General features: G+C 41.9%; 16 protein-coding genes. 6 read left to right on the top strand and 10 right to left on the bottom strand.

The annotated features are described in order from the left end of the window. Positions 1-153: 153 nt before the first annotated feature. Together AAGC65_RS19720 and AAGC65_RS19715 are read right to left on the bottom strand one after the other, a co-directional pair. On the bottom strand, positions 154-1440 hold the full coding sequence (locus AAGC65_RS19720; RefSeq protein WP_343114179.1) for a citrate synthase: 1287 nt from the start codon (positions 1438-1440) through the stop codon (positions 154-156). Positions 1441-1640: 200 nt separating this feature from the next. Continuing rightward, complete coding sequence (locus tag AAGC65_RS19715) at positions 1641-2888, bottom strand: ABC transporter permease (RefSeq protein WP_343114178.1); 1248 nt, start codon at positions 2886-2888, stop codon at positions 1641-1643. Between the two features lie 248 nt (positions 2889-3136). Here AAGC65_RS19715 and queA point away from each other — a divergent pair, with 248 nt between their 5' ends. Continuing rightward, the gene (gene queA, locus AAGC65_RS19710) at positions 3137-4186 is read left to right on the top strand and encodes a tRNA preQ1(34) S-adenosylmethionine ribosyltransferase-isomerase QueA (RefSeq protein WP_343114177.1); all 1050 of its coding nucleotides are present in this window, start codon (positions 3137-3139) and stop codon (positions 4184-4186) included. Between the two features lie 104 nt (positions 4187-4290). After that, positions 4291-5016, top strand: coding sequence for a 2-C-methyl-D-erythritol 4-phosphate cytidylyltransferase (locus AAGC65_RS19705; protein ID WP_343114176.1), 726 nt, complete (start codon positions 4291-4293; stop codon positions 5014-5016). Between the two features lie 41 nt (positions 5017-5057). Here AAGC65_RS19705 and AAGC65_RS19700 read toward each other — a convergent pair whose 3' ends face one another. The 3 genes from AAGC65_RS19700 to AAGC65_RS19690 form a co-directional block, all read right to left on the bottom strand. Then, positions 5058-5204 carry a lmo0937 family membrane protein gene (locus AAGC65_RS19700; protein WP_343114175.1) on the bottom strand — a complete coding sequence of 49 codons (147 nt, stop codon included), beginning with the start codon at positions 5202-5204 and terminating at the stop codon, positions 5058-5060. Between the two features lie 109 nt (positions 5205-5313). Further along, positions 5314-5535: a DUF2795 domain-containing protein gene (locus tag AAGC65_RS19695; protein WP_002996718.1), complete on the bottom strand. Its 222-nt coding sequence runs from the start codon at positions 5533-5535 to the stop codon at positions 5314-5316. Positions 5536-5624: 89 nt separating this feature from the next. Continuing rightward, positions 5625-6173, bottom strand: coding sequence for a cob(I)yrinic acid a,c-diamide adenosyltransferase (locus tag AAGC65_RS19690; protein WP_343114174.1), 549 nt, complete (start codon positions 6171-6173; stop codon positions 5625-5627). Positions 6174-6333: 160 nt separating this feature from the next. Between AAGC65_RS19690 and AAGC65_RS19685 the strand changes: the two genes are divergently transcribed. Beyond that, the gene (locus AAGC65_RS19685) at positions 6334-7365 is read left to right on the top strand and encodes a chitinase (protein WP_343114173.1); all 1032 of its coding nucleotides are present in this window, start codon (positions 6334-6336) and stop codon (positions 7363-7365) included. Positions 7366-7462: 97 nt separating this feature from the next. Here the strand turns inward: AAGC65_RS19685 and AAGC65_RS19680 are convergent, their stop codons facing one another. The 4 genes from AAGC65_RS19680 to AAGC65_RS19665 form a co-directional block, all read right to left on the bottom strand. Beyond that, a complete protein-coding gene (locus tag AAGC65_RS19680) occupies positions 7463-8203 on the bottom strand; it encodes an ABC transporter ATP-binding protein (RefSeq protein ID WP_343114172.1) in 741 nt (246 codons plus the stop codon). 128 nt (positions 8204-8331) lie between these two features. Continuing rightward, entirely contained in the window at positions 8332-8622 is a 291-nt protein-coding gene (gatC, locus tag AAGC65_RS19675; RefSeq protein WP_343114171.1) for an Asp-tRNA(Asn)/Glu-tRNA(Gln) amidotransferase subunit GatC, read from the bottom strand. Beyond that, positions 8619-9350: a lysophospholipid acyltransferase family protein gene (locus tag AAGC65_RS19670; protein WP_343114170.1), complete on the bottom strand. Its 732-nt coding sequence runs from the start codon at positions 9348-9350 to the stop codon at positions 8619-8621. Before AAGC65_RS19670 ends, gatC begins: the two co-directional genes overlap by 4 nt. Positions 9351-9389: 39 nt before the next feature. Then, complete coding sequence (locus AAGC65_RS19665; RefSeq protein ID WP_343114169.1) at positions 9390-10139, bottom strand: lysophospholipid acyltransferase family protein; 750 nt, start codon at positions 10137-10139, stop codon at positions 9390-9392. A 39-nt stretch (positions 10140-10178) separates the two neighbouring features. On the opposite strand from AAGC65_RS19665, the gene trpS reads away from it, so the two are divergent. The 3 genes from trpS to kdsB all read left to right on the top strand — a co-directional run bounded on the left by trpS (position 10179) and on the right by kdsB (position 12790). Beyond that, positions 10179-11174, top strand: coding sequence for a tryptophan--tRNA ligase (gene trpS, locus AAGC65_RS19660; protein WP_343114168.1), 996 nt, complete (start codon positions 10179-10181; stop codon positions 11172-11174). 94 nt (positions 11175-11268) lie between these two features. Further along, positions 11269-11883, top strand: a complete 615-nt coding sequence (locus AAGC65_RS19655) for a deoxynucleoside kinase (protein ID WP_343114167.1) — start codon at positions 11269-11271, stop codon at positions 11881-11883. A 178-nt stretch (positions 11884-12061) separates the two neighbouring features. Further along, the gene (kdsB, locus tag AAGC65_RS19650; protein WP_343114166.1) at positions 12062-12790 is read left to right on the top strand and encodes a 3-deoxy-manno-octulosonate cytidylyltransferase; all 729 of its coding nucleotides are present in this window, start codon (positions 12062-12064) and stop codon (positions 12788-12790) included. A 53-nt stretch (positions 12791-12843) separates the two neighbouring features. Here kdsB and AAGC65_RS19645 read toward each other — a convergent pair. Further along, positions 12844-15729 (bottom strand): DUF2723 domain-containing protein (locus AAGC65_RS19645; RefSeq protein ID WP_343114165.1); only part of this gene is annotated, 2886 nt, incomplete at its 5' end.

Raw genomic sequence — 15729 nt, 5'->3', positions numbered from 1 at the left:
GATAAAGGATAAAGGATAAAGGATAAAGGATAAAGGATAAAGGATAAAGGATAAAGGATAAAGGATAAAGGATAAAGGATAAAAAAATAGCGGTGATTTCATCACCGCTATTTTTTTATCAACCGGCTTACGCCGGTTATTGTGGATTTAAAATTATCTTTTGGTTATATCGGTATACTCCTTATCGGTAGCACCCGTATATATCTGGCGCGGACGGCCAATAGGCTCTTTGTTCTCTTTCATTTCTTTCCACTGTGCAATCCATCCCGGTAAACGGCCCAGGGCAAACAACACGGTAAACATATCTGTAGGGAAGCCCAAAGCACGGTAAATAATGCCTGAATAAAAGTCAACGTTAGGGTATAGCTTGCGCTCAACAAAGTATTCATCTTTCAAAGCAACTTCTTCCAGCTTTTTAGCTATTTCCAGTACCTCATCGTTAATACCTAATTTTTCTAAAATATCGTCACAGGCCTTTTTAATGATCTTAGCGCGCGGGTCAAAGTTTTTGTATACGCGGTGACCAAAACCCATTAAGCGGAATGGATCATTTTTGTCTTTAGCTTTAGCAATCCATTTATCGGTATCGCCGCCGTCGTCTTTAATTTTCTCCAGCATCTCGATAACCGCCTGGTTGGCACCACCATGCAGTGGGCCCCAAAGAGCTGATATACCTGATGATACAGAAGCATATATATTTGACTCTGACGAGCCTACTATACGAACAGTTGAAGTTGAGCAGTTTTGCTCATGATCGGCATGTAAAATAAGCAACTTGTTCATAGCGCTTATCACCACCGGATCAATCACAATATCTTCGGTACGCTGACCAAAGGTCATGTACATGAAGTTGGTAACGTAATCGTATTTATTTTTAGGATAGATAACCGGATGACCCAATGATTTTTTGTAGATCCATGATACTACGGTAGCCATTTTTGCCAGCATTTTAATAATGCTCAGGTTAAGCTCTTCGGTAGTTTGTGCCGGTTTTAATGATTCAGGATAAAATGCGGATAAAGCAGATACCAGTGATGATAACTGGCCCATAGGATGTGATTTTGACGGGAAACCATCAAAAAACTTTTTCATATCCTCATGTACCAAAGTATGTCGGCTCAGTTCATACTGAAATGATGTCAATTGCTCTTCAGTAGGCAATTCACCATAGATCAGCAGGTAGGCAACTTCAATAAAGCTTGAATTTTCGGCCAGTTGTTCAATCGGATAACCGCGATATTTCAGGATGCCTTTTTCACCATCTAAAAAAGTAATAGCGCTTTTGGTTGCTCCTGTGTTTTTGTATCCAATATCAAGCGTTACATAACCCGTTTGGTCACGGAGCTTAGAAATATCAATAGCCTTTTCACCTTCAGTTCCCTCAATTACAGGGAGATCAAATGTTTTATCACCAATTTTTAGTTGTGCTGTTTCCGACATAGAATATTTGTATCTGTAGCAAATGTAATTAAATCTGTGTATTAACAACACTTAACCTCAATTACAGTTTGTAAAATTTTACGTGCAAATCTATTAATTAAACGCAGTTTTGCCCCATGCGCTTCATCAATTTATTGTTAAAAAAACTTTTTGATTGTGCACCTTAAAGAATATCCGGAAAGTAGGGTAATTATGCGCTTTTAATTGGTACGTATGGCTTCAACAGGGTCGAGCCTTGAAGCAAAGTACGCCGGGATAATTCCCGAAATTATACCAATCCCTAACGAAAAGCCTAACCCTTTTATAACATTATTAATGTCAAGCACCACTTGTACGTCAAATATGGCCTTCACGCCAAAGGTTGAAAAATACACCATGATAAGGCCAACCAAACCACCAAGCAAACAAAGCGCTATGGATTCAATTAAGAATTGCAGTAATATAAAATAGTTTTTTGCTCCTAATGATTTTTGGATACCTATAATATTGGTACGTTCTTTTACCGATACAAACATGATGTTGGCAATACCAAACCCACCAACCAGCATGGAGAATAAGCCTATAATAAAGCCCCCTTTGTTTACGATGCTAAATAGGTCATCCAACGCGTTGGTGAGCATGGTAGTTCTGTTCAGGGAAAAGTTATCTTCCTGCCCCGGCCTTAAGCTTCGTATTGAGCGCATTAAACCCTGTAATTCACTCTCTACATCATCTACGGGGATACCTTTTTTACCGCGGACAATAATAGATGGCCTGTATTTTTCGTTTTGAATATCAATCAAATTGTGTGCAAAATTAAGGGGCAGCAGCACTTCTTTATCGGTTGATATGTTGAGCATATCCTTGCCCTGCTTTGCAAAAACCCCTACCACAGTAACATAACGCCCCATCACCTTAATTTCTTTACCTACGGCATCACCCGCGGGGAAAAGATTTTGCGCTATATCATAACCTATATTAACTACCGGAGCACCGGTTTTTGATTCCATATCGGTAAAATACCTGCCGCTTTCAAAATCAAAGTTCCAGGTTTTATCATGATCTTTTGATGAGGCATCTATCTGCGCACCATCAACCGTGTTACTTTTATATTTAATGGTACGGTTATCAATTGAGATTTCGTAGGATATGGCTGCGGCTGTTTGGCTGCGGCGTTGCAGCTCGTCAAAATCCCTTAGCTTTGATACCGGCCTTTGCAGGTATTTCCACCAGGGAAAATCACTACCTCCTATCCAGGGCCATTTTTCAATATAAATACTGTTGTTTCCCAGTTTATCAACACTTTTTTGCAGGTTATTGCGCAAGGTATCTACCGCCGAAAAAACCGCTATAATGGTAAATATCCCTATGGTTACCCCCAGTAACGAAAGCATGGTTCGCAGTTTGTTTTGACGTAAGGCATCGTAAGCAAACAAAAAACTTTCCCTGAAGAGTTTTAAAAATAACATACAACTTATTTTGATTTCAATGGTTAATGATTCTATTGTGCAGTTTTTTAGCCTGTATCAACAACAATCAATTTTTAAATGTAACGTTATGGAATATTTTGTTTTTTAGATGCGGTAACAACAGTTAAGTTACATTATTTTTTAGTTAACTTGACCAATATTCTAACCTAAAACGGTTCATAAAAAAATCGGTGAAATTAACAAAAAAAATTTATACATTTGCGCCCTTGAAAATTCATTAATAAAGCATGAAATTATCTCAATTCAAATTCAATTTACCAGAGTCATTAGTTGCACATACTCCATCAGCCACCCGCGACGAAGCTCGCTTAATGGTTTTACACAAGGATTCAGGAAAAATTGAGCATAAAATATTTAAAGATGTGCTGGATTATTTTGATGATAAGGATGTCATGATCCTGAACAATACTAAAGTATTCCCAGCGCGTTTATATGGCAATAAAGAAAAAACAGGTGCTACCATCGAGGTATTTTTACTGCGCGAATTAAACAAAGAACTCCGTTTATGGGATGTATTGGTTGATCCGGCCCGTAAAATACGTGTTGGTAACAAACTATACTTTGGCGATGATGACCTTTTAATTGCCGAGGTTGTTGATAATACCACCTCCCGTGGCCGTACCATACGCTTTTTGTTTGATGGTACCGACGAGGAGTTCCGTAAAAATGTGGAGATACTGGGCGAAACTCCGCTTCCGAAATATATTAAACGCAAGGCTACCGCCGAAGATAAAGAGCGTTACCAAACTATTTTTGCTAAGCACGAAGGCGCTGTTGCCGCACCTACCGCGGGTTTACACTTTAGCCGCGAGCTGATGAAACGCCTTGAGTTAAAAGGTGTTGAATTTGCCGAGGTTACGCTGCACGTTGGTTTAGGTACTTTTCGCCCGGTTGAGGTGGAGGATCTGACCAAACACAAAATGGATTCTGAGCAGTTCATTATCGAGCAAAAACAAGCCGATATCGTGAACAGGGGTATTGAGCGTAAAAAACGCATTTGCGCGGTTGGTACCACTTCTATGCGTACCATTGAATCGGCTGTATCGGCAAATAAAACCTTGAAAGCCGCTAACGACTGGACAAGTAAGTTCATTTTCCCGCCATATGATTTCAGCATCGCGAATTGCATGATCACCAATTTCCACACGCCTGAGTCAACCCTGTTGATGATGATCTGTGCTTTTGGAGGTTACGAAAACGTGATGAACGCTTACGAAGTTGCCGTTAAAGAAAAATACCGCTTTTACAGCTATGGTGATGCCATGCTGATCATCTAAGTTTTAGATGTGAGATATAAGATTTGAGATATGAGATTAAGTTTTCATATCTCATTTTTTGTTTTAGATATTAGCGCTATTGAAATTAATCACGAAATAAACTGATGACCGATCCTCATCTCACATCTCATATCTCACATCTCATATCTAAAAAAACTTATGCCCTAATAGTGGCCGGAGGCTCGGGTACCCGTATGCAGGCGGCCGTTCCCAAACAGTTTTTGTTACTGAATGGATTACCTGTTTTAATGCATACCATCAGGGCTTTTGAACAAACAACTGTAAACCCTGATATCATCCTGGTTTTACCTGAAAGCTATCATGATTACTGGCGTGAACTATGCCAAACGCACAACCTTACCACTCCGCACCTTTTGGTTGCTGGCGGACAAACACGCTTTCATTCGGTAAAAAACGGGCTTGATCAAATAACTGATGATGATGCTTTGGTAGCGGTTCATGATGCCGTGCGCCCGCTTACCAGCACCCATATAATTGAAACATCGTACTTACATGCCCAGCAATACGGAAATGCCGTTACGGCCGTTAAAAGCCGCGATTCGGTAAGGCAACTGGTAAACCATACTTCTGTAAGTTTAATTCGGGATCATATTTACCTGATACAAACCCCACAAACTTTTAATGCCGGGTTGCTCAAAAAAGCATATGAGCAATCTTATACCGAAAAATTTACCGATGACGCGAGCGTGGCCGAACAATACGGCATAGAGATACAGTTAACAGAAGGTGATTACCAAAACATTAAGATCACCTTTCCGGAAGATATTGCTATTGCCGAACTGCTTTTAAATAAAAAACCATCTGCTTAAATAGCAGATGGTTTTTTATTTTGTTCTGGAAATTGGGAATGTTATGCTCTTCTGATAATTCCTAAAAGCACGGCAATAACAGCTATAACCAATAAAATATGGATCAGACCGCTGGCGTGATTAAAGAAAAAACCAAATATCCATCCTATTACCAGGATAACTGCGATAATGTACAATAGACCTCTCATTTTAGTAAGTTTTAAGTGATAATGATAAAATATTTAAGCATTATTACTAAAATCATTCCAAAAAGTAGTGCCCACAAAAAAACCCTTTTATAAAGGGTTTTTAATGCTGTTAATATTCGTCTTCGTTAAAAAAGAAATCGTCTTTAGTCGGATAGTCGGGCCAAATTTCCTCTATATTTTCGTAAGGTTCGCCATCATCCTCCAATGCTTGCAGGTTTTCTATAACCTCAACAGGAGCTCCTGAACGGATAGCGTAATCAATTAATTCATCTTTTGTTGCGGGCCAGGGCGCATCTTCAAGGTGAGATGCCAATTCAAGTGTCCAATACATGTTTCTCTATTTATAATTATTCAGTAAATTAACTTTTTCGCAAAAGTATAATATTTTCAATTGGAATATCAATATTTTTTTTCATATTATCAAATCCGGGGTATCCATTGATTTTCAGGTATTTTACCATCATTACCAATTTTACGTGCCAGGGTGAACAGGTAATCGCTCAACCTGTTCAGATAAATATTCACTTTTTCATCAACGGTACTTTCCTCTGCTAAGTGAACGGTTATCCTTTCGGCCCGTCTGCAAATACATCTTGCAATATGGCAAAACGAAATGGTATTACTGCCTCCTGGCAAAATAAAATGACGTAACTCAGGCAAATGCTCATTCATATTATCCATCTCCTGTTCCAGCAGTTCAACATCGGTCATATGCAGATCAGGTATCACCATTTTTGACCTCTCCGGATCTGCCGCCAATAAGGAGCCTATAGTAAACAATCTGTCCTGAATCTGCTTCAATACCTCCTTATCATGAACGGCAATATCCTGATCGCGGATAAGGCCAATGTACGAGTTAAGCTCATCAACCGTGCCATAACTTTCAATACGTAAATGATGCTTGGCAACACGGGTGCCTCCTATTAATGATGTAAACCCTTTATCGCCGGTTTTAGTATAAATCTTCATGCTTTTATCCGTTGAGCTGTGCATCTTTGTTTTAACAAAACATATAACTGTTAAACCCGTTTGCACTTGTAGTATAATTTTTGCTAAGGAAGTGTAAATTTTTAAATGATAGGCTTAAACTTGCATTTATAATACTGTGAAACTTGTTATTAATAAAATTATGAAATCCATCATATTATCATCTAAATTAATAATTGTACTTTTTTCGGCATTGGTAATTTCAGCGTTTAGTTGTGGCAACAGCGGCAGCACGGGCAGCAGCAATAAGGATAGTTCACAAACTGCTGCTAACACACCGCCACCGCAAAAAAAGGCTTCCATATCAAGCCTTTTAACCGAACAGCAATTTAACGAACTTTTTCCGCAGCGCGATAAGTTTTACACCTATGCTGCCTTTGTAAAAGCGGCCGACGAGCTGGGCCAAATATCTATCAAAGTAACCCGCCGTGCCCTGTCGGTTTATCAGTACATACGCACAGATAAAAAAACAGGCAAACCCCAAATTGTTCGTCAGGATCCGGACTGGAACGAGAACTGGGCCAAGCAGAAACCTGATAGCACTTTTGCTGTTGATTACGGTAACTTTTGCTCGCAGTTTGGCGCCGAAGCCAATAAAAAAGAGCTGGCCGCCTTTTTTGCACATATAGCCCATGAAACCCGTCACGGCGAAAACGCCACTTACACCGATGGCCTCATGCTGATACACGAAAGCAATACCGCCCTAACCTATATTGCTGAAAGTGACGAATATCCTCCTGTTGCCGGTAAAAAATACTATGGCCGCGGCCCAATGCAACTGAGCTACAATGGCAACTATGGCCTGGCATCAAACTGTATTTTTGGCGATCCTAAAATATTGTTGAATAATCCCGATCTGGTAGAAACCGACCCGGTAGTTGCCTTTAAAGCTGCCATTTATTTCTGGATGACACCCGAAACTCACAAACCATCGGCCCATGATGTAATGACCGGCAAATGGCAGCCCAACGCGGTTGATAAGGCCAAAGGCCGCACACCCGGCTTCGGCATGACCATCAACATTGTAAACGGCGAGGTTGAATGTAACAAAGGTGATAACATGTACAACATGAATGACCGTATTGGCTTTTACCAGTTCTTTTTAAAGAAAATGGGACTTACCGATGCCAACTGTGCCTGCTCATGTGGTAAAATGGAGCCGTATAAGTATTAATAGCAATAAAATTTATAAAAATTAAAGCCGGTTTAACATGATTAAACCGGCTTCATTTTTATATGGTTTTATTTTTCTGGGTTTAAATTCTTTTACCCTACACCTCCTCAACCCGGCGGTTTACTGTTTGAATTTCAGTATTAATGTAGTCTTTTTCAACCAGTCCGTCCCGCATACGTACAATACGGTGGGCGTGCATGGCTATATCCTCCTCATGCGTTACCAGGATAATGGTATTGCCTTTGGCATGTATATCTTCAATAAGGCCCATGATCTCGATAGATGTTTTGGTATCGAGGTTACCGGTAGGCTCATCGGCCAAAATAATGGATGGATCGTTAATAAGCGCACGCGCTACGGCAACACGCTGCCGTTGACCGCCTGATAGTTCATTCGGTTTGTGATCTATACGGTTACCCAGGCCCACATTTTTAAGGGCATTGGTGGCACGCTCGGTACGTTTTTCTTTACTGATACCGGCATAAATTAAAGGCAGGGCCACGTTATCAAGCGCGGTATTACGGGGCAATAAGTTAAATGTTTGGAAAACGAAACCGATCTCGGAGTTACGAACTTCGGCCAGCTCATTATCGGTCATGTGGCTTACGTTGATGCCGTTCAATATATATTCACCTTTGCTTGGCGTATCCAGGCAGCCTAAAATATTCATCAGGGTTGACTTGCCCGAGCCTGATGGGCCCATCAATGCTACAAATTCGCCTTTGTTAATAGTAAGTGATACCGATTTAAGCGCATGGATCACCTCGGTACCAATTACGTATTTACGCCCGATATCGTTAATGGTTATTAAAGGTTTGGCTGTAGCTATCTGCTCCATTTGTATTTTCTATTTTGACTTCGGATAGGTATGTTTTGTTACGGTTTTAAAGTCAAAATTAAAAATTCAAAGGTTCATTAAACTAACAAGCAACCGTCAGTTTTGACTTTTTATTTTTGAATTTCGACTTATTTCTCGATCACCTTGGCAACCAGAAAATAATCTTCATCATGTTTAGGCGCGTTTTGTAAGGCCTCTTCATGGGTAATTTGCTGTTTTACAACATCCTCACGCAAAACATTAACGTCGCCTGTCATGTAAACAAGCGGTTCAACACCCGATGTATCCAGTTCATTCAGTTTGGCCATAAAATCAAGTATCTTGCTCATATCCTTGATCATTTCCTGCTTTTCCGTTTCATTAAGCTCCAAACGGGCCAGATGTGCTACTTTTTCAACTGTTTCTTTATCTATGGTCATGCCTGTTGCAGTTTTTTATCAATAATATTATAAACCTGGTTGCGCAGTGCGTCGGCATCGTCTAATGTCAAATGAGCCGTTTCAATGGGTTTATGTACAAATATATCACAAATTCCGGGTCTGCTGCCAAATTCTTTACCGGTATCCCAAAGCACTTTCCAGGTATCCAGTGATGTAACCGGAATTATAGGCACCTTCATTTCAATGGCCAGCCTGAAAGGGCCGTTCTTAAATTGGTGTAATGTTGGCGGATAAACATCCGGAATAGTGGCTTCCGGGAAGATCACCACACTTACCCCCTCCTTTAATTTTTCGGCAGCTAACTTAAATGCCCGGAACGACGACATTTTGCTATCCCGGTTAACGGTGATATCAATGGTATTGAAAAAAAAGTTCAGTACATAGTTATCCAGCAACTCTTCCTTGCCAATAAAACAATGATTATTATGCAAATTGGTGCTCACAGCCGATACATCCAGATTTGAGGTATGGTTAGGGCATATCACATAGGTACGGTTCCAGTCGATAGGCTCTTCATAAGTGGCACGGTAAAAAATGCCCGCGACAGCCGAACTTACAAAAGCTATCCCCCGCCTGAATTTATTGATGTATTGATAATGCTTCGGATTTTTGCCCAGCAGGTACAGCACCGGCCAGCAAAGTATAAAAAAGAACGCGACACTATACCTGTAAAAATAAGTGTGTATCCTTTTCAACATCAATTTCATCGCGACCAAAATTAGAAAAAATACTCACTTTAGCGCAAGCTAAACTATGGCGGTCGACTGCGTTTGATCAAGTTGCTGTTTCATAACATGATACACTTGATCGCGAAGAGCATCCGCATCGTTTATGGTTAAATGCGACGTTTCAATAGGTTTATGCACGTGATATTTACAAACACCTGGTCTGCTACCGTACTTTTTACCATCGTCCCAGAAAAGCTGCCAGGTATTTATTGCCGTTACCGGGAGTATAGGTATTTTTAAGTCGATAGCGAGCCTGAAAGGGCCGTTTTTAAACTCCTGCAGCAGGGGTGGATAATCATTGGCAATGCCTCCCTCCGGAAATATGATGAGCGTTACCCCGCTCTGCAATTTTTCGGCAGCTTTTTTAAATGCCCGGAATGACGACATTTTACTATCCCGGTTAACCGGAATATCAACCGTACGAAAAAACAACCTCGTCACGATGCCGTCTTCCAGTTCCTGCTTACCCATAAAGCTGCAATTGGCATTTACCAGGGTACACATGGCATTGATATCCAGGTTGGAGGTATGGTTTGGGCAAACAATATAGGTTTTTCTCCAGTCAACAGGCTGCTCAAATTCAAAACGATAAAAAATACCTGCAAATGCCGAACCCGTTATAGCCCAGCGGCGCCGAAGGCTGTTTAACCTTTTAAAACGTCCGGGTTTCAGAGAGCAGTAATAGAAAAAAGGCCAGAATATAAAATAAAAAAGCGCTACGCCAAACACATAAAAACCCAGGTGCGCCTTCTTCAATATCAATTTCATCTTCATCAAAAATAGAAAAAATACTTACTTTCGCACCCTATGGAAACTGTTGTTAGCGGCATCCGATCAACCGGAAATCTGCACTTAGGAAATTACTACGGAGCGTTGCAAAACTTTATAAAAATGCAGTCGGAGTTTAACTGCTTCTTTTTTATTGCCGATCTGCACTCCTTAACCACACACCCAACACCTGCCAATTTACACAACAATGTAAAACAGGTTTTGGTAGAATACCTTGCTGCGGGCATCGACCCGGAAAAAGCGACTATCTACGTACAGTCAGACGTTCCGGAAATTTCTGAACTATACCTGTACATGAACATGAACGCCTACCTTGGCGAGCTGGAACGCAGCACCTCGTTTAAAGATAAAGTGCGCGCCAACCCCGAAAATGTAAACGCTGGCCTGCTTACCTATCCGGTATTAATGGCCGTGGATATTATTATACATAAAGCTACCAAAGTACCTGTTGGTAAAGATCAGGAACAACACCTGGAAATGGCCCGTACTTTTGGCAACCGTTTCAACAGGTTGTATAACCATGATTATTTCCCTGAGCCTTTTGCTTTTAACTACAGCCATAACCTGGTAAAAATACCGGGGCTTGATGGCAAAGGAAAAATGGGTAAATCTGAAGGCGAGGGCAACGCTATATTTCTGAGCGATACCCCGGAGGCTATCCGCAAAAAGGTAATGCGCGCAGTAACCGATGCCGGCCCTACTACCGAAAACCAGACCAAACCTACGGAGATCCAAAACCTGTTTGATCTGATGGCCGTGGTTTCGACACCAGATACCGTAGCTCATTTTGACAACCTGTACAATACCATGAGCATCCGCTACGGCGACCTGAAAAAGCAGCTTGCAGAAGACATGATCAATGCTACCGCCCCTATCCGCGACCACATCAATGCTATTGCCGGCGATGCTGCTTATTTAAGCAAAGTAGCCAAAATGGGTGCAGAAAAAGCCCGCGAAAGTGCCGGCAAAACCCTCCGGGAGGTACGCGAAATTATAGGTTTCAGGAATTTTTAAGCGGTTATTGTCAGAATCAGAATTTGCCGATATTCTTTTATAATTCTGAGAATTCTGTAAATTAGGAAAATTCTGATTCAAACATTTACCATATATGCACATAGCTATTGTAGGAAACATAGGCGCCGGCAAAACCACCCTCACCGAAATGCTGGCACATAATTACGGATGGGATCCTTTGTTTGAAGCTGTTGATAATAACCCCTACCTGGAAGATTTTTACAGCGACATGAAACGCTGGAGCTTTAATCTGCAGATCTATTTCCTGAACAGCCGTTATCGCCAGATCATCGATATTCAGAAAAGCGGGCGCAACATTCTGCAGGATAGAACCATTTATGAGGATGCATACATTTTTGCCGAAAACCTGCATGATATGGGCCTCATGACTACCCGCGACTACGAAAACTATAAGTCGATATTTGAAAATATAACTGAATACATTAAACCGCCTGACCTGCTGGTTTACCTAAAAGCATCAGTACCTACCCTGGTAAATAATATTCAACGCCGCGGCCGCGAATACGAAATAGGCATCAGGATTGATTACTTATCCAAACTAAACGAGAAATACGACAAGTGGATAAAAAACTACAAACTGGGTAAGCTGTTGGTGCTTGATAAAGATAACTTGGACTTTGCCAACAACACCGAAGACATGGCCACCATTGTTCAACTTATTGAACGGGAAATTAATGGGCTATTTTAGGAAAGGGTTTTACGTTGGACGTGATACGTTTTACGTTGAATACCACAAAACAAGACCTGAAATAATCCAGTTAGGTTAAAACGTATTACTTAAAACGTATAACGTACCACATAACAAATCATTCATATTTTATAAGGCTATACGTATTACGTACAACCTAAAACGTACAACGTAACAAATGAAAATTCTCGGCATCATACCCGCTCGTTATGCTTCTTCCCGTTTTCCGGGGAAACCTTTGGTTGATATTGCCGGCAAAAGCATGATACAGCGTGTTTATGAGCAAGCCAAAAAATGCAGCAGCCTGAGCGAGGTTATTGTGGCTACTGATGATGACCGCATATTTAACCATACCCAGGCCTTTGGCGGTGTAGCCGTTATGACTGCCGACACACACCAAAGCGGTACCGACCGCTGCGCCGAAGTAGCCAGCAAACATCCGGAATACGACGTGATCATCAACATTCAGGGTGATGAACCTTATATTGATCCCGAACAGATCACCAAGCTTACCGCCTGCTTTAATGATACCGATACGCAACTGGCTACCCTCATTAAAAAGATCAAAACCGAAGAAGAACTTTTTAATAATAACTCGCCCAAAGTGGTGGTAAATAAGCTATCGGAGGCCGTTTATTTTTCACGCTCGGCCCTGCCTCACATCCGCGGGCAACAACCGGAGAACTGGTTAGAATTTTACACCTTTTTTAAACACATAGGCATATACGGCTACCGCGCCGATGTATTGCAGCAGATAACCAAACTCCCGGTATCATCACTGGAAAAAGCTGAAAGCCTGGAGCAACTCCGTTGGATAGAGAATGGTTACCGCATTAGAGTAGCGGAAACCGAACTGGAAACCTACGCTGTTGATGTGCCAGAAGATTTACTAAAGTTGAAATTATAAGAATGTTAGAAGACTTCCGAAGTTTTAAAAACTTCGGAAGTCTTTAATAAAAATTACTGTCTGTTCAGCAACGCCGCGAACTTATTTCCGTAATCGTCCAACTGCGCCTGAAAGCGGTTGTGCAAGGCAGTTTCCTTGTAATATTTAGCGGTATCAGCCAGTCCGTTCAACACATATAATTGGTATTGCACTTCGTTGGCATTTAGTGCTTCTGATTGCTTTTGCAGCAAGGTGTAGTTATAAGCAAGTTGATCGGTCAGGTAATCATCAATTCCTTTTACGTAGCGATTAGCAAGCTCTTTATCATTTAGTCTGTAAGCCACTTGTGCCAGTTGTAGTTTACGGTGAGCAGAGTCAATAGTTGGGTTAATATCCGGCATTTCCTGATCAAACTTATGCAGGGCGTTCAGGGCAAGGTCGTTGTGACCATCTTTAATTAAGCCTTGTGCCAGGTCATGAAAAGTGGTTTCTATATAAGGGTAAAACTGGGTTTTAGATACATCGTCAAGATACCGGGCATGTTTAAAATTACCAAACCTGAATTTGTTCATCACATTATTGTACATCACCAGGCTGTTTACTTTACTTAATTGATTTTGCAGTGAAGTATCTGCCTTAAAGGGTATCACCTGGTACACAAAACCCTCCTTGTACATGTAAGGCTGCAAACCGCCCATATTATCCTGCCCAAAGCCTATGCTAAAACAGATAGGACGCTTCCAGTTATTATGCGCCAGTATATCCATAATGGCCAGGTTATCCTTAAACATAAAATTTTTGTTATACGTCCACTCCATGCTGTTGCCGAGCTGACTTTTTTGGGCGGCGGTAACCATACCATTTTTTACCAGCTCATCGGGGTTAACGGCCAGTTTAAAGTTTTTGGTTGGCAGGTAGTTCATGGTTTCGCCATTCTGGTATTCTACCTTGGTGCGGCTATCGTCGGATGTGATGAAATCAAAAACCTCCTTTACATTAACCGAGCCCGGTATTTTAGCATCGCTGTAGGCTATTACATCGCGTACACCTTGTTTGTATTTATCAAACGGCATAGTAATAGGCAAAGGAGCCGATTGGTTCATGGGATGGCCCATCTGGCGGATATACCAATCCATCCCCAAAAGGCTGTTACATACAATACGTACATCGGGTCTCACCCCTTCTACCTCTTGAGTATACCAGAGCGAGTAGGTATCGTTATCCCCATAAGTAAACAAAATGGCGTTTTTAGGGCACGATATCAGGAAATTATAGGCCATGTCGCGGGCCGTGGTCTTGGTTGACCGGTCATGTCCCGCCCACTCCTGCCGGGCCAGCAATACCGGAGCTATCAGCAAACATACAACTACCGAAGCCAACGCCGCCCCACGGGCATTTACTTTACGTTTAACGAAGTCGTTAATAGCCAAAACGCCCAGGCCAATCCAAATGGCAAACGCGTAAAAGGAGCCCACGTAGGAGTAATCGCGCTCACGGGGCTGCAGATTGGCCTGGTTCACGTACAACACGATGGCCAGCCCGGTAAAAAACCAAAGTAGAGTTACTACCGTAGCATCGCCTTGTTTACGCCTGAAGTGGTAAACCATCCCTAATAAACCAACAACCAGCGGCAGCGCATACAAAGGTGTATAAGTATTTGAATCCGTAACAGATTTAGGCAAGTGCTTAGCGCCATCGAACCATCCCGATGTCCAGTTACCATCAATGCTTGCTGTGCTGGTTTGGCCGTCGGCATCGTTGTAGCGGCCAACAAAGTTCCACAGAAAGTAGCGCCAGTACATCTGGTACATTTGCCAGCTCAGCATCCAGCGCATATTATCAATAAAGGTTGGTTTGTGGCCATCCGCCAGGTTAAGCCATTGCTTGTAAAACTGCACGTTCTGGTCAAAATCACTGTCGCCCTCGGTGCTGTGCATACGCGGGATGATGGTATTATGGTCAAATATATAATTGGGTCTTTTGCCGGCAACCTCATAACGGTTACGGCCCTTACGGTACATGGCGCTACCCTCTGTTTGATCAATAATCTTAGCGTCATATAATGGGCCGTAAAGCAATGGCGTTTCACCGTATTGTATGCGGTTAAGATAGCCGTTCAGCGTAAACGCATTATCCGGATGCGAGTTGTTCAGATTGGTATTGGCACTGGCGCGGATAGGGATATAGGCAAATGAGCCATAGCCAAAATAAATAAAGGCTAAACAAACCAGCGCCAGGTTTAAGGCAGGCTTTTTATGTTTGATGCTGTAAATAATACCTGCGGTAATTGCAGCTATAATAAGCAGGAAGAAAACCACAGCTCCGCTGCCAAAACTGAAACCCAAACTGTTTACAAAAAACAGATCGAAATAAGCCGCGCCTTTGATGGTATATTCCCTGATGCCGTATTGCACCAAACCCAGTATTACAATACTGACCATAAAAACCACAATACCCTTTTTTAAAGTTGGTGTTTTAAACCGGCGCAGGTAATAAACCATAGCGATGGCCGGAATGGTTAACAGGTTAAGCAGGTGTATGCCGATAGATAATCCGATGATGTAAGCGATCAACACGATCCATTTATCGGCCCCGGGCTCACCGGCATGGGCATCCCACTTTAAAATAGCCCAAAATACCACCGCCGTACATAAGGACGATAGCGCGAATACGATGGTTTCTACCGCCGAAAACCAAAAGGTATCCGTATAGGTAAAAGCCAGGGCACCTACCAACCCTGCGCCCATGATCAGGATCAGCTGATGAGTTGTCGCGGTTTCATCTTTACTGATAAGCAGTTTTTTGGCCAGCGCGGTGATCGTCCAGAATAAAAACATCACTGTTGCGCCACTGGCCAGCGCCGAACCTAAATTAGTAAAATAAGCCACTTTGGTATTATCTCCAAACGATAATAATGAAAATGCCTTGCCCAGCATGGCAAACATGGGGTAACCCGGTTG

It is taken from the genome of Mucilaginibacter sp. (assembly GCF_039207105.1).
Lineage (GTDB): Bacteria > Bacteroidota > Bacteroidia > Sphingobacteriales > Sphingobacteriaceae > Mucilaginibacter.
The sequence above is the reverse complement of the archived record's forward strand: the minus strand, read 5'-3'. Positions and strand labels throughout refer to the sequence as shown.